Annotated in this window: 19 protein-coding genes and 4 tRNA genes; 21 read left to right on the top strand and 2 right to left on the bottom strand. The window is 63.5% G+C overall.

Going from position 1 to position 23,983, the window contains the following annotated elements:
- The first annotated feature begins 32 nt into the window (after positions 1 to 32).
- The 10 genes from CYJ17_RS08900 (at position 33) to CYJ17_RS08855 (ending at position 8,464) form a co-directional block, all read left to right on the top strand.
- Positions 33 to 983, top strand: a complete 951-nt coding sequence (locus tag CYJ17_RS08900; protein WP_145989742.1) for a ComF family protein — start codon at positions 33 to 35, stop codon at positions 981 to 983.
- Between the two features lie 186 nt (positions 984 to 1,169).
- Positions 1,170 to 1,823, top strand: coding sequence for a ribosome hibernation-promoting factor, HPF/YfiA family (hpf, locus tag CYJ17_RS08895; protein ID WP_087070522.1), 654 nt, complete (start codon positions 1,170 to 1,172; stop codon positions 1,821 to 1,823).
- Between the two features lie 610 nt (positions 1,824 to 2,433).
- Positions 2,434 to 3,510, top strand: coding sequence for an IS110 family RNA-guided transposase (locus tag CYJ17_RS08890; RefSeq protein WP_087070276.1), 1,077 nt, complete (start codon positions 2,434 to 2,436; stop codon positions 3,508 to 3,510).
- Positions 3,511 to 3,735: 225 nt separating this feature from the next.
- Positions 3,736 to 5,157 carry an FAD-dependent oxidoreductase gene (locus CYJ17_RS08885; RefSeq protein WP_087070524.1) on the top strand — a complete coding sequence of 474 codons (1,422 nt, stop codon included), beginning with the start codon at positions 3,736 to 3,738 and terminating at the stop codon, positions 5,155 to 5,157.
- 45 nt (positions 5,158 to 5,202) lie between these two features.
- Positions 5,203 to 6,252 (top strand): lipoate--protein ligase family protein, encoded by a 1,050-nt coding sequence (locus CYJ17_RS08880; RefSeq protein ID WP_087070525.1) that lies wholly within the window; start codon positions 5,203 to 5,205, stop codon positions 6,250 to 6,252.
- A 306-nt stretch (positions 6,253 to 6,558) separates the two neighbouring features.
- Positions 6,559 to 6,640: transfer RNA gene (locus CYJ17_RS08875), tRNA-Tyr, on the top strand.
- 97 nt (positions 6,641 to 6,737) lie between these two features.
- Positions 6,738 to 6,810 (top strand) — tRNA-Thr (locus CYJ17_RS08870).
- Positions 6,811 to 6,837: 27 nt separating this feature from the next.
- Positions 6,838 to 6,911: transfer RNA gene (locus tag CYJ17_RS08865), tRNA-Met, on the top strand.
- A 39-nt stretch (positions 6,912 to 6,950) separates the two neighbouring features.
- A complete protein-coding gene (gene rpmG / locus CYJ17_RS08860) occupies positions 6,951 to 7,121 on the top strand; it encodes a 50S ribosomal protein L33 (protein WP_016443127.1) in 171 nt (56 codons plus the stop codon).
- Between the two features lie 176 nt (positions 7,122 to 7,297).
- Positions 7,298 to 8,464 (top strand): UDP-N-acetylmuramate dehydrogenase, encoded by a 1,167-nt coding sequence (locus tag CYJ17_RS08855; RefSeq protein ID WP_087070526.1) that lies wholly within the window; start codon positions 7,298 to 7,300, stop codon positions 8,462 to 8,464.
- Here the strand turns inward: CYJ17_RS08855 and CYJ17_RS08850 are convergent.
- A complete protein-coding gene (locus CYJ17_RS08850; protein WP_087070527.1) occupies positions 8,461 to 9,480 on the bottom strand; it encodes an adenosine deaminase in 1,020 nt (339 codons plus the stop codon). The genes CYJ17_RS08855 and CYJ17_RS08850 overlap by 4 nt on opposite strands.
- Before the next feature lie 126 nt (positions 9,481 to 9,606).
- Here CYJ17_RS08850 and CYJ17_RS08845 point away from each other — a divergent pair, with 126 nt between their 5' ends.
- Together CYJ17_RS08845 and phoA are read left to right on the top strand one after the other, a co-directional pair.
- A complete protein-coding gene (locus tag CYJ17_RS08845) occupies positions 9,607 to 10,941 on the top strand; it encodes an aminoglycoside phosphotransferase family protein (RefSeq protein WP_234984476.1) in 1,335 nt (444 codons plus the stop codon).
- Positions 10,942 to 11,136: 195 nt separating this feature from the next.
- Entirely contained in the window at positions 11,137 to 14,913 is a 3,777-nt protein-coding gene (gene phoA / locus CYJ17_RS08840) for an alkaline phosphatase (protein WP_087070528.1), read from the top strand.
- A 136-nt stretch (positions 14,914 to 15,049) separates the two neighbouring features.
- Here the strand turns inward: phoA and CYJ17_RS08835 are convergent, their stop codons facing one another.
- Complete coding sequence (locus tag CYJ17_RS08835) at positions 15,050 to 16,264, bottom strand: pyridoxal phosphate-dependent aminotransferase (protein WP_159455005.1); 1,215 nt, start codon at positions 16,262 to 16,264, stop codon at positions 15,050 to 15,052.
- Positions 16,265 to 16,459: 195 nt separating this feature from the next.
- Between CYJ17_RS08835 and CYJ17_RS08830 the strand changes: the two genes are divergently transcribed.
- From CYJ17_RS08830 to CYJ17_RS08790, 9 genes are all read left to right on the top strand, one after another.
- A tRNA-Trp gene (locus CYJ17_RS08830) sits at positions 16,460 to 16,532 on the top strand.
- A gap of 55 nt (positions 16,533 to 16,587) precedes the next feature.
- Positions 16,588 to 16,827, top strand: coding sequence for a preprotein translocase subunit SecE (gene secE, locus CYJ17_RS08825; RefSeq protein ID WP_016443121.1), 240 nt, complete (start codon positions 16,588 to 16,590; stop codon positions 16,825 to 16,827).
- Between the two features lie 42 nt (positions 16,828 to 16,869).
- The gene (nusG, locus tag CYJ17_RS08820) at positions 16,870 to 17,721 is read left to right on the top strand and encodes a transcription termination/antitermination protein NusG (protein ID WP_087070530.1); all 852 of its coding nucleotides are present in this window, start codon (positions 16,870 to 16,872) and stop codon (positions 17,719 to 17,721) included.
- Positions 17,722 to 17,958: 237 nt separating this feature from the next.
- On the top strand, positions 17,959 to 18,393 hold the full coding sequence (gene rplK, locus CYJ17_RS08815; protein WP_016443119.1) for a 50S ribosomal protein L11: 435 nt from the start codon (positions 17,959 to 17,961) through the stop codon (positions 18,391 to 18,393).
- A 175-nt stretch (positions 18,394 to 18,568) separates the two neighbouring features.
- Complete coding sequence (rplA, locus tag CYJ17_RS08810) at positions 18,569 to 19,270, top strand: 50S ribosomal protein L1 (RefSeq protein ID WP_087070531.1); 702 nt, start codon at positions 18,569 to 18,571, stop codon at positions 19,268 to 19,270.
- 174 nt (positions 19,271 to 19,444) lie between these two features.
- Entirely contained in the window at positions 19,445 to 20,776 is a 1,332-nt protein-coding gene (locus CYJ17_RS08805) for a glycosyltransferase family 39 protein (protein ID WP_087070532.1), read from the top strand.
- A 355-nt stretch (positions 20,777 to 21,131) separates the two neighbouring features.
- A complete protein-coding gene (gene rplJ / locus CYJ17_RS08800; protein WP_026428294.1) occupies positions 21,132 to 21,653 on the top strand; it encodes a 50S ribosomal protein L10 in 522 nt (173 codons plus the stop codon).
- A 182-nt stretch (positions 21,654 to 21,835) separates the two neighbouring features.
- Positions 21,836 to 22,225: a 50S ribosomal protein L7/L12 gene (gene rplL, locus CYJ17_RS08795; RefSeq protein WP_026428293.1), complete on the top strand. Its 390-nt coding sequence runs from the start codon at positions 21,836 to 21,838 to the stop codon at positions 22,223 to 22,225.
- A 428-nt stretch (positions 22,226 to 22,653) separates the two neighbouring features.
- Entirely contained in the window at positions 22,654 to 23,742 is a 1,089-nt protein-coding gene (locus tag CYJ17_RS08790) for a GNAT family N-acetyltransferase (protein ID WP_159455006.1), read from the top strand.
- Positions 23,743 to 23,983: the final 241 nt, after the last annotated feature.

The following is a 23,983-nucleotide window of genomic DNA, read 5'->3' as shown; positions in this document are numbered from 1 at the left end:
CGTTTTCGGGGCACGTGCGGCACGCTGGAGCCATGTTTATTGGTACGACGCCGCTCCCGCCGCCCCGCGCCCCATTGGCACGTAACGGTGGTGTTACTGGTGTGCTGCGCTCCTGGGCCGGTGCTCTAGGCGACCTCGTCTTCCCGCGCTGGTGTGCCGGATGCGGGGCCTGGGATGCCACCCTGTGCCCGGCCTGCACCCGCGCGGTAGCCGGCAGCTGGCGCGGCGGGGAAGGCCGCGCACCCGCGCTCATGCAGATCCTCCCCAACGGCGATGAAGAAGCCCTCTTCCCGGTTTTCGCCCTGGGGGAATACGTCGGGGTACGCCGGCAAGCACTCCTCACCTGGAAACACGGGAACGACGCCGCACTCACCGCCCGCTTCGCCACTCTTTTTGCGCAGCGCTGCCGGCAGCTCGCTCCGCTCTGGGAGGGCACGGCGCTCAGCGTTATTCCCGCGCCCTCGGGCGCGGCTCGCCATCGGGCCGGGCGTTTCATTGCCGGGCACCTGGCGCAGGCCGCCGCGCGGGGGCTGGTTGCCGGGGGAGTAGATGCGCGGGCCGCACCGGTGCTCATCAGCGGGGAAAGCGCGGGTAGTGGGCTACTCGGCGGCATCCTGCGCGGTGAAGCACCTGGCGGCGGGGCACTCGGCGCGCTTCCGGCGCGGCTCCTGACCCGCGCAAAACACGCGGCGCAAGAAAAGCGGGCCCGGGCCGGGCAGCGCCACCTTGCCGGTCAGCGGGAGCGGGCCGCAAAAGGCCGCGGGATCCGGCTGAGCCCGGGCATCACCATTCCCGGGCGGGTCATTCTTATTGACGATGTTCTCACCACCGGATCTACCCTGGCCGGTTGCGCCCGAGCCATCGCGCAGGCGGGTGGGCACGTGGTTGCGGCATTGGTCCTAGCCCTCGCTCCGGATCCGCGTCCAGCGAACTCGCGCACAGCGTTATCGCTGCTCCAGCCCTTTCAGAATGTTGTGAACTGAACTACACTTAATGCTACGAAATAACGGTGCCGGCCGCGCTAGCGGGCGAAACGAGCAATGGTGAACGTTGAGCCGCATGCGTGCCGGGTGACCCAGGATAGGGGGTGGTGCCTCTCTTATCCGCGTGAGAAGCGGGCATTTTTTCAGCGGGCCGCGCGCCCGCCACTACATCCCAAGGAGGACACCGTGGAGATTATCGTCAAGGGTAGGAACACTGAAGTTTCGGACCGTTTCCGCAATCACATTGAAGAAAAAATCGCGAAGGTGGAACAGTTCGCTCCGCGCGCTCAGCGCGTTGAGGTAGAGGTGTCGAAGGAAAAGAACCCCGCCCAAGCGGATAACTCGAAAGTTATCGAAATCACGGTTATTGATAAGGGCCCGGTTATCCGGGCTGAGGCCTCAGCTGCTGATCAGTACAGCGCCCTCGATCTAGCATCCGGAAAGCTTTTTGAGCGGCTGCGCCGCTCGCGTGATCGTCGCAAGTCCCATCGGCGTGTGGTTGAGAAGGTGGGCGAACCGCTCACGCTCACCGCGGAGGAGCTCGCGGCAGAAGCGCAGGTGGAGCCCGCGCCCGAAGCCGAGGTGGAAGCAACGCATCCCACCCGCCCCGAAACTACCGGGGAAGCGGTAGAAACCCAGCTGGGGGATTCCCCGGTTGTGGTGCGCGATAAGCTCTACGAAGCCAATCCCATGTCCGTGGACCAGGCTCTCTACGAAATGGAAATGGTAGGCCACCCCTTCTACCTCTTCATCGACGAAGAAACGAAGCAGCCGTGCGCGGTCTACCTGCGCCACGGCTGGACCTACGGGATTATTCGTCTCGACACCACGGTGCACTAAAGACTGCACCCCGGTGTGGCCCGCGCCGCACCTGCCGCACTGAGTAGCGGGATAGCAGCGGAATACAAGCGGGCCAAAGCCACGAATACACACCAAGGCGAGGGACCGAGCATTATGCCCGGTCCCTCGCCCTGTGCTCGGCCCCGCGCCCTGTGCTCGGCCCCGCGCCCTATGCTCGGCCCCTCGCCCTATTTCCCAGATCGTAACTGACCATGCGCAGCCGCCTCCGAAAACAAAGTGCGCATAAGAGCACCGTTTTCACCCGGTTTCATGTTCCTTACGCGCTGTGAGACTTGTGTGTAGCTGATCTGGGATCGGCTGGCAGGATAGATCATAGCCACGGTGGCGTGCCCCGCTTACGCGCTGACCTGCCCGCACCAGGCCTAAACAGCCTGGAAAACACGCGGGAGTGTCTTGGAAGTGACATGGCCGCCACCATGGCTATGGCCTGTCCCGGCCGGTTCATACTGGCCTGATTAGAAGCACGTCCACCAAGAGTGTGACTCTCCACAGTGATGCCGATGAACCAACCCTGAAAAGGAAAACGAACTCCCGCCAGGGCGCCGGGACAGACACCCGATAGACACAACCAAGAAAGGGCTGTATCCACATGGCAATTGTCGCACACCACTACACATACGTCATCGGGGTGGACACCCACGCGAAAAAACACGTGTTCTCCATCCTGGAATGCCCCACCGGCATCGAGGTCATCAACCAGGCCTTCGCGAACACCACGCCCGGGCATACCCGAGCCGCCACCTGGATCACGAAACACGCCACTAAGGACACCGCTAATGTGCTTATCGTGGTGGAAGGCACTGCCTCGTATGGGGCCACCCTCACCCGTTTCCTTCAAGGCAAGGGCTATACCGTGGTGGAAGCACCCCGCCCGGACGGGAAGGGCCGCTACCAACCTAAAACCGATAAGATCGATGCCTACCACATCGCCTGGCGGGCCTTGAAACTCGAGGAAAACGCCCTGACCATCCCCAGGCAAGGCACAGAGCGTGAAGCCTTACGTATCCTCATGGCAAGCCGGCGCCAACTCACACGCACGAAAACCGCGCAAATAAACGCCCTAACCGCACTCGTGCGGACAATCGATGTGGGGGTGGATGCCCGCCGGCCTCTCACTACCGCCCAGATTAGCGGCCTGGCTAGGTTAGAGAATGTTCCTGGTGAGGATATCCAGATGGTGATCGCTAAGCAAGAAGCCCGGCGTTGGGCTCAAAGTATCCTCGACCTTGGAAAGTGTCTGGAGGAGAATTTGGGGCAGATCAAGATGATTGTCCAGCTAGTGGCCCCGCTTTTACTTGATTTACCGGGAATAGGGCCTTTTGCTGCCGGGCAGATCATTGTCTCGTTTTCCCATGCTGGGCGTGTTCGTAGTGAGGCGGCTTTCGCTTCCCTAGCGGGTGTGTGTCCGATTCCGGCGTGTTCGGGTAACACGGTACGTTATCGGCTTAGTCGGGGTGGGGATCGGGCGTTGAATTATGCTTTACATATGGCGGTGTTAGTGCGTATGAGGTCGGATGAGGAAACCCGGGCGTATGTGGAAAAGCGCCTTGGTGAGGGGAAAACGAAACGCGAGGTTATACGTGTGCTTAAACGCTACCTGGCCCGGCGGGTGTATCGCCTCTTGACCAGGCATATGCGTGCCGAGGAAACCGTACTTGCCTCTTGACAACATATAGAAGCGTCACTTGACGGGGTTGACGGTTCGAAATGCGCACTCTGAGGAGGAGAGAGACCGGGTCGGATAACAAAGTGGTACTGGAGCTACAGCCAATCCCCGATTTTCTGTCGTGCAGTACCACTCTGTGTGGCTCGATGTTCCCCAGTACCACCCTGCCCGCCGTGCGCGCGGCTCGCTAAGATAGGGGAGGTGAACGCAGAAGGAGAGTTAGCCGTGACACATGCATCCCCCGCCCCCGAGCAAGCCACCCCGGAACGCCCCTATCGGGTAGCGGTGATCGGCGCGGGACCGGCCGGGATTTACGCCTCGGATATCCTCAGCAAATCCGATATCCCGGTCAGCATTGACCTTTTCGATAAGCTGCCCACTCCCTACGGCCTGGTCCGTTACGGGGTCGCGCCTGACCACCCGCGCATCGGCTCGATTATCAAAGCCCTCCACGCCATCCTCAAACGCGGCGATATTCGCTTCCTCGGAAATGTGAAAATCGGGGAAGACGTTCACATGTCCGAAATTCACGAGTTTTACGATGCCGTCGTCGTCGCCACCGGCGCCGATCAATCCGTACCCCTGGACGTCCCGGGCGCCGATCTTCCGGAAGTCTACGGGGCCGCGGATTTTGTTTCCTGGTATGACGGCCACCCGGATGTGCCGCGCACCTGGCCCCTGAATGCCCGCAACGTCGCGGTTATCGGGGTGGGGAATGTGGCCCTCGATATTTCCCGCATCCTCGTGCGTTCCGCGGACGATCTGCGCGCCCACACCGATATTCCGGAGAATGTGGAGCGCGGGCTGCGCGCTAACCCCGTCGAACACGTGCATATCTTCGGGCGGCGCGGCCCGGCCCAGGTAAAGTTCACCCCACTTGAGCTGCGCGAATTGAGTGAAGTGGCCGGGGTGGATATCCAGGTCTACCCCGAAGATTTCCAATACGATGCCGGCTCCCAAGAAGCCCTGGATTCCTCGAAGATGACCCGCCAGGTAGTCGACCTTCTCACGGATTGGGTCTTCAACGATCCGGAAGAAATGACCGCCCCGCGCCGAATCCACATCCACCTCATGCAGGCGCCGGTGGAAATCCTCGGCACGGATCACGTGACCGGCATCCGCATGGAACGCACCCAGCTCCAGGGGGATGGCACCGTGACCGGCACCGGCGAAACCGTGGATTACCCGGTGGAAGCCGTCTATAGCGCTATCGGCTACGCCTCCGAACCGCTGGACGGGCTGCCCTGGGATCCCATCCACCGGGTCATCCCGAATGAGGAAGGTCGTATCGTCACCGATACGGGGGAGACCATCCCCGGCTACTACGTGACCGGGTGGATCAAACGCGGCCCCGTGGGCCTGATCGGCTCCACGAAATCCGATGCGCGCCAAACCATCCGCCACCTCGTTGCCGACGCCCAAGCCGGCATCGCGCGCGCCACCGGGGACGGCTCGGGCGGGCGCGGGCTCCTCGACCTCCTCACCGAACGCGGCGTGAAATGGACCACTTGGGAAGGGTGGGAGCTCCTGGAAGCTTTCGAGGAAAACCTCGGCGCCCAGCAGGGCCGCGCCCGCGTCAAGGTGGTCAATCGTGACACGATGACCGCGATTTCCCGCGGGGAGTCGCACGACGGCGCACTTCTCTAACCATCCGCTCATCCCTCACCTTCCGCGACAGAAAGAAGAACGCTTATGCACGGCGAATACAAGGAACTCGGCCAGAAAATGGCCATTGTTGACCTGGACGTGGTCGATAACAAACTCGCGAATGTTCGCCTCTCTGGTGATTTCTTCATCGAACCGGATAGCGCGCTGTGGCGTATCACCGATGCCATCGAGGGGCTGAGCGCGGATGCTTCCGCGGAGGATATTGCCCAGGTGGTGGAAGCGGCGGTGCTCCCCACCGATAACCTCTTCGGGCTGAGCCCACGCGGGGTCGCGGTGGCGGTGCGCCGCGCCGTCGGCCACGCCCTGGCCTGGGAAGATATCGATTTCGAGGTCCTTCACACCCCGGTTATCCACCCGGTTCTCAATATGACCATGGATGAAACCCTCCCCGAAGCGGTGGCCCGCGGGGAACACAAGCCCTTCTTGCGTATCTGGGAATGGGACCGCCCGCTCGTGGTCATGGGCTCCTACCAGTCCTATTCCAATGAGATCAACCAGGACGGGGTGGACCGCCACGGGATTACCGTGGGCCGGCGCATTACCGGCGGGGGCACCATGTTCATGGAGCCGGGCAATTGCATCACGTATTCGCTGGTGGTGCCCACCGCGCTCGTGGACGGGATGTCCTTCCTGGAGTCCTATCCCTTCCTGGATGCCTGGGTGATCGAAGCCCTCGCGCGGGTGGGGGTTAAAGCCCACTACGTCCCCCTCAATGACATCGCCTCCGACCGCGGCAAAATCGGCGGCGCCGCCCAGAAGCATTTCGCGACCGGCTATATGGTTCATCACGTCACCCTCGCCTATGACATCGACGCGGACAAAATGATGGACGTGCTCAATATGGGCAGCGCGGGCAAAAAGAACCGCGGGCACCGCTCCGCGAACAAGCGCGTGGACCCCATGAAGAGCCAGACCGGGATGGAACGCGACGCCATTATCGAAGTATTCAAAGACGTTTTCACCCAGAAATACGGCGCGAGCCAGGGGCAGATCACCGCGGAGGACCTGCGCGTGGCCCAGGAACGCTACGAGGCGAAATTCTCCACGCCCGAATGGATTCACCGCCTGCCCTAAGTTCGGTTGCGGCGCATGGGCGCGCTATTGCATTGCGTACGTGCGCGGTAGTGCGCGTGCGTGCGCGTAAGCGTGTATATGGGCCCTGCGGCACGTGCGTACGCACCCTTGCACGCGTAGGTACGACGGCGCAGCTAGCGGTCGGCGCGCTCGCCGGGCAGCCGGGGGAGTGGTGGTGGCCACGTTCCCGCCTCAAAAGTTGACAGTAACTTTCCTCCCTGGGTAATCTCATCTGGTGCCTTACGGAAGGGCGGCCACGAAGCCTTTCTTCCGCGGGGTGAAAAACACTTCTTCGGAAGTTATATTGGCGGGTTTCCCGAGCGGCCAAAGGGACCTGACTGTAAATCAGATGCGTTACGCTTCGTAGGTTCGAATCCTACACCCGCCACGAAATGTCGAAATGGTTGATCTGTTTCACATTTCTCGCACTGTTGGTTTTTCAGCGTGAATCGAGTAAGCTTGGTACTCGTTGCGAAATCGGCATCGCCCCGATAGCTCAGTCGGCAGAGCGTCTCCATGGTAAGGAGAAGGTCAAGAGTTCGATTCTCTTTCGGGGCTCCGTTGCCGCCTCATGCGGTGACATGAGGCGGGGTAGCTCAGATGGTCAGAGCGCACGACTCATAATCGTGAGGTCGCGGGTTCAATCCCCGCCCCCGCTACTGACTACCAGTAGGGCACAACCTTGAGGAGAAAAAGGAATGGCTAGCAAGTCTGCTGACGTGCGTCCCAAGATCACCCTCGCCTGCGAGGTGTGCAAGGAACGTAATTACATCACGAAGAAGAACCGCCGCAACGATCCGGATCGTCTGCAGCTGAAGAAGTACTGCTCGCGGTGCAATGCCTCCACGAACCATCGCGAAACCCGCTAATAGCGCGGTAGCGTGACGGTATCCCACCCGGGATGAACCCCGGCCGGGATGCACAGCTCAAGGGAAGCCTGAACGGGCTTCCCTTTTTGCGTATCTGATGGCCCCGGCTGCGCCGTCGTCCCACTAGCGCGCGGGCTGAAGCTGCGCCGTCGCCGCGAAAGCCGTAGGCTAGAACAATGAGCTGTACTCTTCCCGAACCACCCGAACCGCATCACGTGAGCGCGCCGGTGCTCTCCACCCGGGCCCGCAGCGGAGCTACCACCCTCGCCGAACTCACCACCATCGGCGTGGGCGGAACCTTCACCGAACTCGTGGAAGCCACCACCGAAACCGAGGTGGTGGATACCGTACGCCGGGCGGACGCGGCCGGCACCCCGCTCCTCGTTATTGGGGGCGGCTCGAATATCCTGCCCGCGGATAGCCATTTTGACGGGATTGTGCTGCGCGATATGCGCTCCGGGATCGTGTTGGATTCGCTGGGCAGCTGCGAAGGCGCGAATTTTTCCGCGCTGCCGGGAACCCCGTGGGATGACCTCGTGGTCCACGCGATTTCCCAGGATTGGGGCGGTTTTGAAGCGCTCTCCGGGATTCCGGGAACCGTTGGCGCGGCGCCGGTGCAAAATATCGGGGCCTACGGGCAGGAAGTCGCTGCGACCCTCGCGCGTCTCAAGGTTTATGACCGGCGCGAAGAACGCATCCGCACGCTGTTCCTCGCGGATATGCGCCTGGGCTACCGCACCTCAATTCTCAAGGAAACCATCGGGGAATACGGGCCGAGCCCGCGGTATATCGTCCTTGAGGTGACCTTCCAAACGAAGCTCTCCAATGTGTCCGATCCCATCGGCTACGCGCAGCTGGCCCGCCACCTCGGGGTGGAGCTCGGGGCGCGGGTGCCTTCGGAAACGGTGAGGGAGGCGGTGCTGGAGCTGCGCGGTAGCAAAGGCATGGTCCTCAATAATGCCGACCGCGATACGTATTCGTGCGGTTCTTTCTTCACCAACCCGGTGCTCACCACCGCGCAGGCGCAGCGGCTCCCGGAAGACGCCCCGCGTTACGAGGTGCACGACGCCGCGCACGCAACTCTGAGCGGCGGTGTTCCCGTGGTAGACGGGCTGGTCAAGACCTCAGCCGCCTGGCTGATTGAGCATGCCGGGTTCACCCGGGGCTACGGGCACGGCCCGGCGCGGCTCTCTTCCAAGCACACCCTGGCGCTCACCAATGCCGGGGGAGCCACCGGTGCGCAGCTGCGTGCCCTCGCCCGGGAAATCCAGGCCGGTGTGAAAGATGCCTTCGGGGTGGTGCTCCATCCCGAGCCGGTGGTGCTCGGCGGCCTGGAAGCCTAGTCCTCTTCTGCCAGCCAGGCATCAACCTCCGCGAGCCAGGCTCGCTTCGAGGAAGCGGAGGCGAAGGACGCGCGGATGGAACGGCGAGCCAACTCGGCCAACTCCGCATCGGAGAAGCCCTGCCGGCGCGCGATCTCATACTGGGCATTGAGGCGGGCCAGGAAGAGCAGCGGGTCATCGGCACCCAGGGCGATGATTGCCCCGGCGTCGAACAGGGTACGCAGGGGAACATCGTCATTTTCGCGGAATACCCCGAGCGACACATTCGAGGCAGGGCATACCTCCAGCGCGATTCCGCGCTCCACAATCTCACCGATGAGGGCGCGATCCTCGGCGGCCCGCACCCCGTGGCCGAGCCGGTCCGGATTCAGGTGCGTGATGACCTCGCGCAAATGCTCGGGGCCGAGCAGCTCCCCGCCGTGGGGAACCGAACGCAGGCCGGCCCGCCTGGCGATGCGGAAAGCTGCCTCGAATTCCGCGGTGCGCCCGCGCCGCTCATCATTGGAAAGCCCAAAACCCACAACCTCACCGGGAGCATCCCCGGCGTAGCGGGCGGCCAGACGGGCCAGGGTGCGCGCATCGAGCGGGTGGCGGGTGCGCGAGGCCGCCACAATAACACCCACCTCCACCCCGGTATCCCGGGTGGCCGCTTTCGCCTCGTCTAAAACAATTTCGAGGGCCGGGGTGATACCGCCAACGTAGGGGGCGTAGGAGGTCGGGTCGATTTGAATTTCCAGGCGCCGCGATCCTTCCGCCCGGTCGGCCCGGGCTGCTTCGCGTACGATCCGCCGCATTGCTTCTTCAGATTGAACGACGGCGCGCGCGGCATCGTAGGCACGTTGGAATCGGAACCAGCCGCGCTGGTCCGCGGGCACCTGCATCGCCACATTATCGGTGAGGTTCTCGGGCAGGCGCACCCCGGCGTGGCGGGCCATGTCGACGAGACTGGGCACGCTCAGCGAACCGGTGAAGTGCAGATGCACATGGGCTTTGGGGAGGGCAGCAAGGTCACGCACCCCTCCATCTTCCCACGCCGGCGGCGAGCGTGGCGCGCGGGTATCCGCGCGTGTGCCGGCCGAGCATCCGCACGCGTGGCGCGCGCCCGCATTGTGCCACCGGGGTGGATGCGGCACTATTGTTCTATGGCTGCATCTTCGGAAAGCGCTGATTTAGCGCTGCTGACCGGCCCGGACGCCGGGTCGATGCTCGCCACCGCGCTTCCCGCTTGGCAGCTCCTCTCCTGGGCGGTCCACCGCGTCAATCACCGCCCCGGGGCCGGCGTGACCGTGAGCTACACCGTGACGGCGCGCGCCCGCGGAGAAGGCGGGCGCCCCACCGGCCAAGCGCGCGAAAAATACGTATGTGCATCCACCGCGCAGCTCTCCCAAACTTTCACCCCCACCCTCGTGCGCCTCACCCACCGCGATACTGCCGTGTGGGTCTGGGAATATCCCCATGATCCCGAGCTTCCCGCGCTTCCGCTGGCCGTCACCCCGAGCCGAATGTCGGCATTCCTGGGAGAAAAAGTAGCGGTGGAGCTCAAAAGCTACCGGCCCACCAGGCGCGCCGTCGTCAAAGTCACCACCGCGGGTGGCGGAAGTGCTTTCGCGAAGGTGCTGCGCCCACCGGCCGCGCAGTCCCTGGCCAAACGCCATCGCATGCTCGGCCAGGCCGGGGTGCTCGCGCCGCGGGTGGTGCGTGAAGATCCGAGCGGCCTCGTTCTTATTTCCACCCTCCCGGGCGAGCCGCTAGCCAATTGGCTGGCCCGCGGGCTGGGGGACCAGAGCGTCGCGCTTTTCGATACCCTGTGGAATCTGCAAGAAAGCCTGCCGGCCGCGGCCATCCACCTCACCCACCGGCCGGCCTGGGCGGATCGGGTGGGCCACTACGCGCACGCCGCCGCGGTAGCGCTCCCCGGAATCGCGGCTCGCGCCCACGCGGTAGCCAGCGGAGTCACGGAGATGATGGCCAGCCTCGATCCCGGGCCTATCGTGCCCGTGCACGGCGATTTTTACGAAGCCAATATTTTCGTGCAGCGCGGGCCCGCGGTAGGCGTGCCCGCGCCAATGGGGACTGCGGTAGGCGCGCCCGCGCCAACGGGGCCCGCCGCGCCCAGCGCTACCGGCTGGATGGCCGGCGTTATTGATGTGGATTCCCTCGGGCCGGGCTACCGCGCTGATGACTGGGCCTGCCTGCTCGGGCATATGAGCGTGCTACCCCACCTGGCCCCGGCCGCCTACCCGCACCTGCGTTCCATCCTGGGGCAGTGGTGCGCCTTGCTGGAACAGCGTTTACCTGCCGCGCCCGTGTACGCGCGGGCAGCCGGGGTCACGCTCTCCCTCGTTGCCGGGGCCGCCCGCACCGACGGCACCCGCTGGGAACACGATGCCCTCGGGCGGCTGCGCGAAGCCGAATACTGGCTCTCCCGAGCGCGCTACCTGGCCGGATACGGAGGAAATGCCTACCCGCGGGGCTAGCTGCGCTCCCGATACACCCGCTGCCCGGCGAGCGGCGTCGTCGTTAAAACCCGGATTTTTCGTCACCTGACAGTGCCGCACCCACCACGCACAAACAATACTGTTCACCCGCTCGTTACATTGTGCTTGCTTTCCGGTAAATGAGTTAAGTGAACCTTAGAGGGCCCACGTTCTGTTAGAAGGGATAAAAGGACAATGGGATCCTCACATTTCACTGCCCGGCGCGCGGTGGCAGCAGCAGCTGTGGCCGCCGTCGGCTTCTCGGCGCTCGCGGGAGGTGCCGCTTCGGCGGAAAATACCACCTACCGCACCGCGAACGGGCCGGAAAACTGCGTTATTTTTGATTCGCAAGGCAACGTTATTCCGCCCAAACCCGGCGATTGCGCGCAATTCGGTAAGGCGGGTCAGGGGCGTTCCAACGCCAAGGCCCGCAACGTCATCCTCATTATTGGTGATGGCATGGGCCAGTCGGAAATCACCGCGGCCCGCAACTACCTCAAGGGCGCCTCGGGGCGTTTCGAAGGTATTGACGAACTCACCTCCGAAGGTATGTACACGCACCATTCCCTCTACAAGGATGGTGCTTTCAATTACGTGACTGATTCGGCCGCCTCGGGAACCGCCTGGGCCACCGGTACGAAGACGTACAACGGAGCCATCGGCGTGGATCTGGCCGGCAAGCCGGTGCAGAACCTCATTGAGCAGGCCAAGAACGCCGGGATGCGTACCGGCAACGTGACCACCTCCGATATTCAGGATGCCACCCCGGCCGTGATGGGTGCGCATTCCACCAGCCGCAGCTACTACGCTCCCTCCGGTAACTCGAAGCCGGCCAAGGGCGCGGACCTGCGTGAAAACGGCGGGCTCGGCTCCATCTCGGAGCAGATTGTGGACACCCGCGCGGACGTGACCCTGGGCGGCGGCGCGAAGTACTTCGACGCCATGGTGACCACCGCCTCCGGGAACACCAACCCCTTCCTCGAGGGGGCGGCCAAGTACAACACCCAGTGGGAAGCCAATAAGTCGGTTCTGGACAACGCTCGCGCGAATGATTTCCAGGTGGTGACCACCGCTGATGAACTCGCGGGAATCACCAAGGCGAACCAGGATTCTCCGGTTCTCGGGCTATTTGCGCCCTCGAATATGACCACGGCCTACAAGTCCTCCCAGGCGAAGGTCGGCGGGGCAAAGGCCGATCCGCTCACCTGCGAAAAGCAGGATATTGGCACCGAGCCTGAACTTGTGGATATGACCCGCAAGGCCATTGAACTTCTCGATGACCCGAGCGCGGAGAAGGGCTTCTTCCTCCAGGTTGAATCCGCCTCTATCGACAAGCGCGATCACGCCTCGGATGCCTGCGGGCAGATCGGGGAAACTGATCGCCTCGACCAGGCCACCAAGGTTGCCCTGGACTTCGCGAAGAAGGACGGGCAGACCCTCGTTATCGTGACCGCGGACCACTCGCATACCGCGCAGATTGTGTCCGACGGCGACGACCACGTGGGCCCCGTGACCCGCCTGACCACCGCCGATGGTTCGCCCATGTCCATCCTTTACGGCACCACGAAGGTCGCTGAAGATGGCACGAATGCCGGTTCCCAGCAGCACACCGGCGCGCAGCTGCGCGTGGCCGCCTACGGCCCCGGTGAAGAAAATGTGCTGGGCCAAACCGACCAGACCGATCTTTTCTACACCATCGGTAACGCACTTTCCCTCAACGCCGAAGCCTCCACCGCCGCCAGCGATGCCAATCTGGCCAAGCCGGTAGCCGGTGGGGCCAAGATGGCCATCGCCGTGGACGAAAACGGCAAGGTGACCGTGCCGGCCCCCGGTGATTTCGCCCAGTACGGCAAGGACGGCGAGCAGCGCTCGGACGCCAAGGCCAAGAACGTGGTGCTCTTCATCGGTGACGGGATGGGCGATTCGGAGATCACCTCCGCCCGTAACTACCTTTACGGGGCGAACGGGCGCCTGCCCGGTATCGATAACCTCGACTACACCGGGTCCTACACCCACTTCTCCATTGATCGCGACGGCGCCATCAACTACGTGACCGATTCGGCCGCTTCGGGTACCGCCTGGGCCACCGGCACCAAGACCTACAACGGCGCTATCGGCGTGGACCTGGCCCAGAAGCCCCGGGAGAACCTCCTGGAGAAGGCGAAGCGGGCCGGGCTCAAGACCGGTAATATCACCACCTCGGAAGTGCAGGATGCCACCCCGGCGGTCATGGGTGCTCACGTGACCAGCCGCTCGCATTACGCTCCCTCCGGGAACGCAAAGCCCGCCAAGGGTTCCGATCTGCGTGAAAACGGCGGGATGGGTTCGATTTCCGAACAGCTCGTGGATACCCGTGCGGACGTGACGATGGGCGGCGGCGCGAAGTACTTCGACGCCGAGGTTCAGGTGTCCGGTACCTGGGGTGAGACGACGCGGTGGACGGCCGGTAAGTCCGTGCTGGAAAACGCGCGCGATAATGACTTCCAGATTGTGACGACGGCGGAGCAGATGGCTGCCCTGACCGAAGCCAACCAGGATAAGCCGGTCCTCGGTCTCTTCACCCCGGGCAATATGCCGCGCATGTTCAACGAGTCGGTGCCCACCCCAGGCAAGCCGACAACCTACGAGACCTGCACGATTAACGAAGCCCGGACCGCCGATGTTCCCACCCTGGCGGCCATGACCCAGAAGTCCATGGATCTGCTCAAGAACGACGCCGGATTCTTCCTCCAGGTGGAAGCCGCCTCGATTGATAAGGCTGATCACGGGGCGGATGCCTGCGGTCAGATTGGCGAACTGGACGATTTGGATCAGGCAGTTGCGGTGGCGCAGCGCTGGGCCAAGGAGAATGGTGAACCCACTCTTATCCTCGTGACCGCCGATCATGCCCACACCTCGCAGATCGTGGGTGCGGGAAGCACGACCTCCGGCGTGAACACCATCCTCAAGACGGTTGATGGCGACTACATGCAGATGTCCTATAACACCGCGGCCTCCAATGAGGTGGCGCGCGGCGGCCAGGGCCACACCGGTGCCCAGCTGCGTATCGCGGCCTCCGGCCCGGGTGCGGAAAACGTGATCGGGCGTACCGATCAGACCGACCTGCACTACACCGTGGCGAATGCGCTCGGCCTGGATAAGGAATCGCAGCCGGTGGTCAATCAGTTCGTGAAGGAAGGTGCCAAGCCGGATCCGAGTGTTGATCCCAGCGCTGACCCGAGCGTGAATCCGACGCCGGAACCGGGTACGGATCCGAGCGGTGATCCCACCGTCCCGGCCGAGCCTTCCGATAACGGCAACACCTTCTACGTATCCAATAACTGGACCGCCACCGTGGCCCAGGCTGTCTTCAGCTTCGGGCGCGCCGGCGACGACGTGCTCGTGGGCGACTGGAACGGGGATGGCAAGGATAGCTTCGCGGTGCGCCGCGGGAACACCTTCTACGTCTCCGATACCCTCGCGGGCGGCAAGGCACCCATCGAATTCTCCTACGGTAAGGCCGGGGACACCGTGCTCGTGGGTGACTGGGATGGCGACGGTAAGGACACCTTCGCGGTCCAGCGCGGCAACACCTTCTACGTGGCGAACTCCCTCAAGAGCGGTAACGCGGATGAAGTCATCAGCTACGGCCGCTACGGGGATACCCCGCTGGTCGGTGACTGGGATGGCGATGGCAAGGACACCTTCGCGGTACGCCGCGGCAATGTCATCTTCGTCAAGAACGCCATTGTTTCGGGTAACGCCGATACCGAGTTCTCCTACGGCAAGGCCGCGGACGAAGTTTTCACCGGAGATTTCGACGGTAACGGAACCGATACCTTCGCGGTGCGCCGCGGCAACGCGCTGCTCGTGAAGAACTCCCTCAATGCCGGCCCGGCCGATCTCACGCTCCACTACGGACGCGTGGCCGACGAACTCTTCGTTGGTGACTGGGACGGTAACGGCACCGATACCCCGGCGGTGCGGCGCTAAATACCGACGCTCAGCTGCCTGAATAACGGGTCAAGCACTGTGGGCCGCGGCGGAAACGTCGCGGCCCACATGTGTTGGGAACGTGCCGGATTAACCATGCGGAGCACAGCCGGCCGGCTAGGCAGCTCTCCGGCTGCTAGGCGAAGTAATCGCGCAGCCGCGCCATGCCCTCGGCTAGCTCCGCATCGGAGAGCGCGTAGGAGAAGCGCAGGAAGCCGCCAACCCCGAAGGCTTCCCCGGGCACCGCGGCAACATTAATATCGCTCAGGAGCTGATCGGCCAGCTCCAGGGAGCTCGTGGCGCGGCGGGGGCCCGCCCCGCCCAGCAGGCCTGCGACGTCGGCAAAAACATAGAAGGCGCCATCCGGGGGCGCGACCTCCACCCCGTCAATACTGGCCAGTTCGCTCACGATGCGGCCGCGGCGGCGCGCGAAGCCCTCGCGCATTTCCTCGATGCGGTCGCGCGGGCCGGTGAGCGCGGCGATGGTGGCCCGCTGCGCCACGTTATTGACATTCCCGGTCAGATGCGAATGCACTCGTTTGACCGCGGCCATCACATCCGCCGGACCGTAGAGCCACCCAACCCGCCAACCCGTCATCGCGAAGGACTTGGAAACCCCGCCGATCACCAGGGCTTGCTGGGCCAGCTCGGGCACTTCGGCCAGCGGGTAGGCGGTGCGCACTCCGTCGTAGGTGAGGTGTTCGTAAATTTCATCGACCACCAGCCAAATCCCGTGCTCAAGGGCCCAAGCGCCGATAGCGCGCACTTCCGCGGCGCTGTAGACCGCGCCGGTCGGATTGGTGGGCGAGCACAGCAGCAGCGCCTTCGTTTTCTCGGTACGGGCGGCCTCGAGCTGCTCCACGCTCACCTTGAAGCCCTGCGCCGGGGGCGCGTACACCTCGGTGACGGTACCGCCGAAGAGCTTAATAACTTCCGGGTAGGTCACCCAGTAGGGGGAGGGGAGGAGCACGTTATCGCCCGGGTCGATGAGCGCCGCCCACGCTTCGAAATTAGCCTGTTTCGCGCCATTAGTAACGACGACGCAGCTCGGGTCAATCCGCACCCCGGCATCGAAAGCGACTTTGGCGCAAATCGCCTCGCGCAGCTCCGGCAAGCCATTGGGGTCGGAGTATTTGTGATTACGGATATCGCCGGTAGCGGCAGCCGCGGCGGCAACAATATGATCCGGGGTGGGGAAATCCGGTTCCCCGGCCCCGAAGGAAATAATGGGGCGGCCGGCGGCCCGCAGCTCACGCTGGCGGGCATCCACCGCGAGGGTGGCGGAGGGAGCAAGGGCTTCCAGGCGCGCGGAAACGCGGCGCGGGGTATGGGGGCTCGGTGTAGTACTCACCCTCCCATTAAACACTGTCCCGGCCGCGGCTGTGACCTTTCTCCAAGGGAAGGTGCGGAAGTGGACGGCCGGGGCGTTATCGACTATGCTATTCCGGGTATGACGGCCTTGCGGTCGTGATACTCCAACGTCCACCTGGCGGCCGGAGCTCGCGGAGCACCCCGGTTTCAGGCATAATGGTGGAGTTGCCAACCTAGGGTAGTGGCGCAATTGGTAGCGCATCGGTCTCCAAAACCGGCGGTTGGGGGTTCGAGTCCCTCCTACCCTGCTCCTGCCCCGCCAATACTGACGGGGCATTGTTACGACGAGGAAAAGGACGCACTGTGAAGGAAGTTGCAGCATCCAAGTCCTCCAAGGGCGCTGCGGAGAAGAAGGGCTTCTTTGCCCGGCTCGCGCAGTTCTTCCACGAAATCTTCGGTGAATTGAAGCGCGTCCAGCGCCCCTCCCGGGAGGAACTGGGGCAGCTGTTCACCACGGTGGTGCTCTTCATCCTCGCCGTGATGGTCTTTATCGGAATCTTCGATCTTATTTTCGGTCGCGCCACCGTCTGGATCTTCGGGTAGGTCCAGAACCAGGGCCGGCCCCAAGAACAGTGAGGGAACAGCGTGTCTGAGAACAATACCGCGCACGACGATCTTTTTATGGAACCGGGTGTAAGCGCGCCCGCTGAGGAGGCTGCTCCCAGCGCGGATTCCCTCACCGATACCACCACCCCGGAAAGCGTAGCCGCGGAAGAAACCGCCGGCCCTGCTTCCGAAGAAGCGCCCGAAGCCGCTGCTGAAACTGGCGAGCCCGCTGAGGAACCCGCTCCGGCTTCCTCCAAGAAGGGCAAGAAGAAGGACGGCATCGTCACCGAAGAAGAGGTGCGGGCCAAGCTCAAGGGCCTGGAAGGCCGCTGGTACGTTCTCCACACGTACTCCGGTTACGAAAAGCGCGTCAAGCAGGACTTGGAAGTCCGCCTTGTCTCCATGAATATGGAGGACTACATCTTCCAGATCGAAGTCCCCATGGAAGAAGTCTTCGAAGTACGCCGCGGGCAGCGCAAGCTGGTATCGCGGGTGCGCATGCCCGGATACGTGCTCATTCGCATGAACCTCACCGATGATTCCTGGCGCGTGGTGCAATCCACCAATGGCGTGACCGGTTTCGTGGGCAATGGCCGTACCCCGGTGGCCCTCACCTTCGATGAGGTTGTCACCATGCTGACCCCGGTGGTGGAAGCCGCCGCGGCAGACGAAGCACGCGCCGCGGGCCTGCCCACCGGCGCCACTCCGGAAACCATCGCTCCCTTCGAAGTGGGCGATCCGGTTACCCTCACCGCCGAACCGTGGGCCGGAATGCCGGCCACCGTCTCGGAAATCGACGCGGAAAACCAGCGCCTCACCGTGATGATGACGCTCGTCGGTCAGGAAACCCCGGTGGAGCTCTCCTTCGCCCAGGTGCGCAAGGAAGACTAAGTTCCACGTGGCCGCTGCGGCGGCGTCGTACTTCCGTAACCTGCGCACGCATAGACGTAAGGGTGTAGAAACGCGAGTACGCCGGCAACGCAGGCTCGTATCTCGCGCAATGTAACACAAGCTCCGCGGTGTGTCTCACACAGGCGGGGCTTTGTGCATCGCTTACTTTCCCGTAATATAGATAGGCGTGCCGTCGCTAGCCATTGCGACGGCTGTTCAATGAGAAAAGGACCAGATATGGCACCGAAGAAGAAGGTTGCAGGCTTCATTAAGCTACAGATTCCTGCCGGCCAGGCCACCCCGGCCCCGCCGGTTGGTCCGGCTCTCGGTCAGCACGGCGTGAACATTGTTGAGTTCACGAAGGCGTACAACGCCGCGACCGAATCCCAGCGCGGAAACATCGTCCCGGTGGAAATCACCGTCTACGAAGACCGCACATTTGATTTTGTTCTCAAGACCCCGCCGGCGGCGCAGCTCATCAAGAAGGCTGCCGGGGTGCAGAAGGGTTCGCCCACTCCGCACACCCAGAAGGTTGGGCACCTCACGGCCGATCAGCTTCGCGAAATCGCGAAGATCAAGGAGCCGGACCTCAATGCGAACGACATTGACAACGCCGCCCGCATTATCGCCGGCACCGCCCGCTCCATGGGCATCACCTCGGACGCTATCTAAATAGCGCGTGCTGGAAGGCGGCAGCGCCGTCGTTCCACCGCAATCCGAGACCACAACGTAACCGGAGCTAAGAGCATCGAGCAACCGCGCTCTTAGACTCCGCAGGTTCCCGAGTGGAACCGTGGAAGGGCCACGCAGGCTCGCTGACCACACCTGCACTAAAGGAGAAGCAGAAATGGCAAAGCGCTCGAAGGCATACCGCGCCGCAGCAGAAAAGATTGCGCCCGGTGTGCTCTACACCCCCGTGGAGGCAATGCGCCTCGCGAAGGAAACGTCCGTGACGAAGTTTGACGCAACCGTGGAAGTTGTGTTCCGTCTCGGCGTGGATCCGCGTAAGGCGGATCAGATGGTTCGCGGTACCGTGAGCCTGCCCAATGGCACCGGCAAGACCGCCCGGGTGATCGTCTTCGCCCAGGGCGAGCGCGCCCAGCAGGCTATTGACGCCGGCGCGGACGAAGTTGGCAGCGACGAACTCATTGAACGCGTTGCCGGTGGCTGGACTGATTTCGATTCGGCGGTGGCCACCCCGGATATGATGGGCAAGGTCGGCCGCCTCGGCCGCGTGCTCGGCCCCCGCGGCCTCATGCCGAACCCCAAGACGGGCACCGTCACCATGGACGTGGCGAAGGCCGTCAGTGATATCAAGGGCGGACGTATCGAATTCCGCGTGGATAAGAACTCCAACCTGCCCTTCATTATCGGCAACACCTCCTTCACCGAGCAGCAGCTCCTGGAGAACTACGCTGCCGCCTACGAGGAGATCATGCGTCTCAAGCCTTCCTCCTCGAAGGGTCGCTACATCCTCAAGGCTACCGTGTCCACCACGATGGGCCCCGGCATCCCGATTGATGCCACCAAGACTCGCGCCGAAGCCTAAGGGCCGGTTGGCGATTAAGCGGATATACGCGTAACGCGAAGGGCGGGGATCCTCAGGGGTCTCCGCCCTTTGTTATACGTACGGCGGTTCGCGTATCTGCGCGCATACATCGCTGTGGCGGGCGCGCGCGTTCCGCCGTTTTTTCTTGTCGTAACCGTGCTTTAGGCTAGAGCCGTGACTTTCCATCCGCGCGTACGTGACGCTTTGCTCGCCTGCCTCCTCATGCTGCTCTGCCTGGGGTGGGCGGCGTGGGCCTTCGCGCACAACCCGTCCATCAACCCGGTGGGGGAGTGGACCTACCTGGACTATTCCCTCAAGGCATCCAGTGGCACCGTCCCCGCCCCCGGGGATGTGATGGCCCCGCAGGCCCGCCAGGCCTGGGCCTGCCATGCCCCGGCCGGTACTGCCATCACCCCACCACCCTGCGATGCCTGGGATCAGGTGGCCCCGGCGGATTGGCCCTATCGCGCGGAAAACTACAATGCTTTCCACCCGCCCCTGTATTTTTTGGTCGACGGCGCCATCGCGCGCCTGGCCGGCCTGGCAGGATTGAGCTTCCTCACGGGCGCCCGCCTGGGGTCGGCGGTGCTGGTAGCCGCCGGAGTGGGGCTTTTCTACGCCGCGCTGCGCGCCTGGCGCTTGAGCCCGGTGGTGTCCTTCGCGGCGGCGCTGTTCTTCCTGGCGGTGCCCTCGGTGGCGGCCAGTGCCACCATGGTGCATAACGATGCCGTGGGCCCGCTGGCCGGCGCGGCCGCGGCATGGCTGAGCGCGCGCATCGTGGTAGGTAAGAAAACCGGCTGGGTGCTGCCCGCGCTGATAACCGCGGCTATCTGCCTCTCCCGGGTCATTTCCATCACCGGAATTTTGGCGATTCTGGTGCCGGTTACCTTGGCGATTTGTTGGCCGGGCCTGGTGGGCTTCGGGCGGGCGCAGCGGCGCCACCTCGCGGTGCTGCTCGGTACTCAGGTACTCACGGTGGCCGCCTGCTACCTGGGCTGGGATGCTATCCAGGGCGCCCGTACCCCAGAAGGCTACGTGCCCGCCATCAACGCGATCTCTACCTCGCCGGTAAGCGAGGCCAGTACTGGGCGGCTCCTTCTCAGCCTTCTCAATCCCTACGGCCTAACCAATCCCGCGGCGAAATACCACTTTTCCCCGGAGCTCATCTCCGCTCCCACCCAGATCTGGGGCACGGTGGCCTATGTTGTTCTGCTGGTCGGACCGCTCCTCGCGCTGGTGGCGGGGCTGCGCTCGGTGCGCGGGCGGGTGCTCGGTCTATCGGGCGCTACCGGGCCACTTATTGTGGGCGTGGTGGTCCAGGCGCGGGAAATTATCAACGGCGGTCTTTACTTCCGTTCCATTCCGCGCCGCTACGGGATCGCCAATGTGGCAGGGGCACTGGCCGCTATCGCCCACCTGGCAGACCGGCCCATCTGGCGCGGTGTGCTCATGGGGGCCGGGGCGCTGGGGTACCTGTGTTTGCTCGCCGGGCCGGTGTGGGCGTAGCTGCGCCGTCGTACCTATATGGACCGGGCCAGCGCACGCTATATGTACGCCTTCAGTGCGTGTGCCGGACCGCCGGCGGTGCACGGGCCGGAAGTGGATCTTCGCGGAGGGCCACCTATCCGCGCCCGTGAGGCAAGCCACGCGGATCGGCCTTGGCGTGGCCGCGCGAAAACGATAGACTAACCGATGCCAAAGACCGCAGGTTCCAACGGGATCAAACTCGCACCGCGAGGCCAGCGCAGGTAAGAACAGAGCTAAATGTTGCCGTGCTCACGGCAGGTCATCCAAGCCCCGTGCCTTACCGCGCGGGGCTTTTTCGTTGCCGATCCTGCGGGTAAGACCGGAAGGAGGCCCCATGGCACGGACCGATAAGTCTGCAGCGATTGCGGAACTCAAGGAGCTCTTCGAGAACTCCACCGCTGTGCTGTTTACTGAGTACCGTGGCCTGACGGTCGGCCAGATGAAAGATCTGCGCCGGTCGTTCCAGGGTGGAGCTGTCTACAAGGTCGCCAAGAACACCCTTCTTGATATCGCCGCGAAGCAGGCCGGAGTCGAGGTAGCGGAGGGGACCTTCCAGGGTCCGACCGCCGTTGCTTTCGTCACCGGTGAAGCTCCGGAAGCCGCGAAGGCCCTCAAGACCTTCGCCAAGGAGAACGAAGCCCTTATCCTCAAGGGCGGCGTGATGGACGGCGCCCAGCTGTCCGCAGACGACGTCAAGCAGCTCGCGGAACTCGAATCCCGCGAAGTCCTGCTGGCCAAGTCCGCCGGTGTTCTCAAGGCGCTCATGTACCAGGCAGCGTACGTACTCAACGCGCCGGCCACCAAGGCCGTTCGCACCATCGACGCCTTGCGCGCCAAGCAGGAAGCGGCTGCGTAGCCACTTCCACCTCGGAATATCACGGGTATCGAATAGCGACTATCACGGATATTTCGGAGTTTTCGCGGCTCGGCATACGCGTCGCGGAGCGGCCCCCAGCCGCGCACCCAGTTAGATCTGCACGGCAGGTATTTCTGCCCATCAGATAGAGTCTGCTCGCTAGAGCGGAAAGGAAGGCCATCATGGCTAAGCTCTCGACCGAAGAGCTCATTGCAGCTTTCAAGGAGCTCACCCTCGTTGAGCTCAACGATTTCGTCAAGGCGTTCGAAGAGGAATTCGACGTTGAAGCCGCGGCTCCCGTTGCCGCCGTTGCCGCTCCGGCCGCTGCCGGTGGCGACGCCGGTGCTGCCGCCGAAGAGAAGTCCGACTTCGATGTTGTTATCGAAGCCGCTGGCGACAAGAAGGTTGCGGTCATCAAGGAAGTCCGCGCCCTCACCTCCCTCGGCCTCAAGGAAGCCAAGGACCTCGTGGACTCGGCTCCCAAGGCCGTCCTCGAAGGTGTGGACAAGGACACCGCCGAAAAGGCCAAGGAAGCCCTCGAGGGCGCCGGCGCCACCGTTACCCTCAAGTAACACGGCACGCCGAAAACTCGGCTAATCGGCTGAAAAATCAGCCATCGGCGCGCGGGCTTCACGCCCGCGCTCCACTCCACAAGCGGATACGCCCCGGCGTATCCGCTTGTTTGGTTTCCGTGATGTGAGACCCCGTGCTATTGGCCGTCCGGCGCCGTGCTGGATCGCAAAGTGGTACTGGAGCTACAGTCAAACCACGATTTTCTGTCGTGGAGTACCACTTTGTCAGTCCCGATGTTCTCCAGTACCACTTTGTCGCGATGGTACGCACGAAGGTTGTTCCCGGCTACACTGGCACGGGTGAGCATCGGCGCACAGGCGGATGCGAGGCCCGAGGCAGGGCCGGAAACGGATACCAGCTCGCCCCGGAAACGAGCCGGGACGAGCCCGGAAACGCCCCGGAAACGAGCCCGGATACAAACTCAACGATGATAACGAAGACGAACGTGAAGATGACGCAGGAAACAACGACGAATCACAGCCCCGAATCGTGCTTAAACCAGAGCTCCGAATCGCCCCAGGAGCAAACCCTGAACCCGGGCTCAAAGAAGAGCCCGAGTCAGACCCCGGAGCAAAGCCCGAACCAGCGCTCAAGCGAAGCCCTGAGTTGGCGCCCCCTCACCCCGAGCGATATTCCTGCGTGGGCCGCGCTGGGCGCCGCGGATCCTTCTCTGCTCCACTCCGCCACGGAGCGCGATCTGCGCGATTTCCTCGCCAATCCTGAGGTCGATCCGGCCACTGAAACCCTCGCGCTGTACCGCGGCGATCACCTCCTCGCCGGAGCCACCGTATCCACGATGGGCGACGTCGACCAAGATGATGACCTCGATATTTATATCGGCTATGCCTGCCCGGACCTCACGTACCTCCCCGAACTCCTCAGCCGCTGCGAGCAGCTCGCCATCGGACTCGCCGAACGCTCCGAAACCCGCTATTCCGGGCTGTCGGTGCAGGTAGCGCGCGATGATGACGCAGAAGAAACCAACGCGGCGCTGGGAGAGCTCGGCTACCGCCTCACCCGCAAATACGAAGTGATGCGCCGCCCGGCCGCGCAAATCCCTACCGTCCACATCGACGGCGTGACCTTCCGCGCCCCCACCCTCGCCGACGAAGAACCGCTGCGCCTCGCCCACGCCGAAGCTTTCCGTGACCACTACGGGCGTTACGATTACGAGGCCGCATCCTGGCACTCCTTCCTCACCGGGTGGCGCATGCGCCTGGACTGCTCCGTCGTGGCGCTCAGCGAAGAAACCGGCGCGGTAGTGGGCTACGCGCTCGCCAATGACTACGGCACCGAGCTCTATATCGAATATCTCGGCTCGCTGCGGGCCGTGCGCGGGCGCGGGGTGGGCGGCCAGCTTGTGGACCGGGTCATCACCAATGCGGCACGGGCCGGGTATGCCACCGTAGGGCTGGACGTGGATACCCATAGTTCCACCGGGGCCGGCCGGCTGTACACCGCCCACGGGTTTGAAGGCTACTGCGCCGAGGTGACCCTCGAAAAACGCTTGCGCTAGAGGAGGTGACCACGCGGGACTGCGGCGTCGTCGTGCTACCGGAACGCCCCGAGCAACGGCGCCCCGGCGCACGCAAGCTCGCCACCCGGCCCGGGCCGCGCCACATACGCACGCACCCGCAGACCTGCGCGAACGCCCCGCGCCCCGGCGCCCCGGCGCGCCCGCACTTGCATGTACGCCGTTCTTGTGCGAAAGTACTTTCGGACGATGAAGTTCAGATGAGATACCGGCACCGCCAAGC

Source organism: Actinotignum timonense, from assembly GCF_002860685.3.
Taxonomy (GTDB): Bacteria; Actinomycetota; Actinomycetes; order Actinomycetales; family Actinomycetaceae; genus Actinotignum; species Actinotignum timonense.
The sequence above is the reverse complement of the archived record's forward strand: the minus strand, read 5'-3'. Positions and strand labels throughout refer to the sequence as shown.

What these genes read in the sequence shown, in the direction of transcription:
- CYJ17_RS08880 (WP_087070525.1), top strand. Translation starts at nt 5,203, where the DNA reads ATGCACGGCGAATACAAGGAACTCGGCCAGAAAATGGCCATTGTTGAC.
- rplL (WP_026428293.1), top strand. Translation starts at nt 21,836, where the DNA reads ATGGCTAAGCTCTCGACCGAAGAGCTCATTGCAGCTTTCAAGGAGCTC.
- CYJ17_RS08900 (WP_145989742.1), top strand. Translation starts at nt 33, where the DNA reads ATGTTTATTGGTACGACGCCGCTCCCGCCGCCCCGCGCCCCATTGGCA.
- phoA (WP_087070528.1), top strand. Translation starts at nt 11,137, where the DNA reads ATGGGATCCTCACATTTCACTGCCCGGCGCGCGGTGGCAGCAGCAGCT.
- rplA (WP_087070531.1), top strand. Translation starts at nt 18,569, where the DNA reads ATGGCAAAGCGCTCGAAGGCATACCGCGCCGCAGCAGAAAAGATTGCG.
- rpmG (WP_016443127.1), top strand. Translation starts at nt 6,951, where the DNA reads ATGGCTAGCAAGTCTGCTGACGTGCGTCCCAAGATCACCCTCGCCTGC.
- CYJ17_RS08890 (WP_087070276.1), top strand. Translation starts at nt 2,434, where the DNA reads ATGGCAATTGTCGCACACCACTACACATACGTCATCGGGGTGGACACC.
- rplJ (WP_026428294.1), top strand. Translation starts at nt 21,132, where the DNA reads ATGGCACGGACCGATAAGTCTGCAGCGATTGCGGAACTCAAGGAGCTC.
- CYJ17_RS08790 (WP_159455006.1), top strand. Translation starts at nt 22,654, where the DNA reads ATGATAACGAAGACGAACGTGAAGATGACGCAGGAAACAACGACGAAT.
- rplK (WP_016443119.1), top strand. Translation starts at nt 17,959, where the DNA reads ATGGCACCGAAGAAGAAGGTTGCAGGCTTCATTAAGCTACAGATTCCT.
- CYJ17_RS08855 (WP_087070526.1), top strand. Translation starts at nt 7,298, where the DNA reads ATGAGCTGTACTCTTCCCGAACCACCCGAACCGCATCACGTGAGCGCG.
- CYJ17_RS08845 (WP_234984476.1), top strand. Translation starts at nt 9,607, where the DNA reads ATGGCTGCATCTTCGGAAAGCGCTGATTTAGCGCTGCTGACCGGCCCG.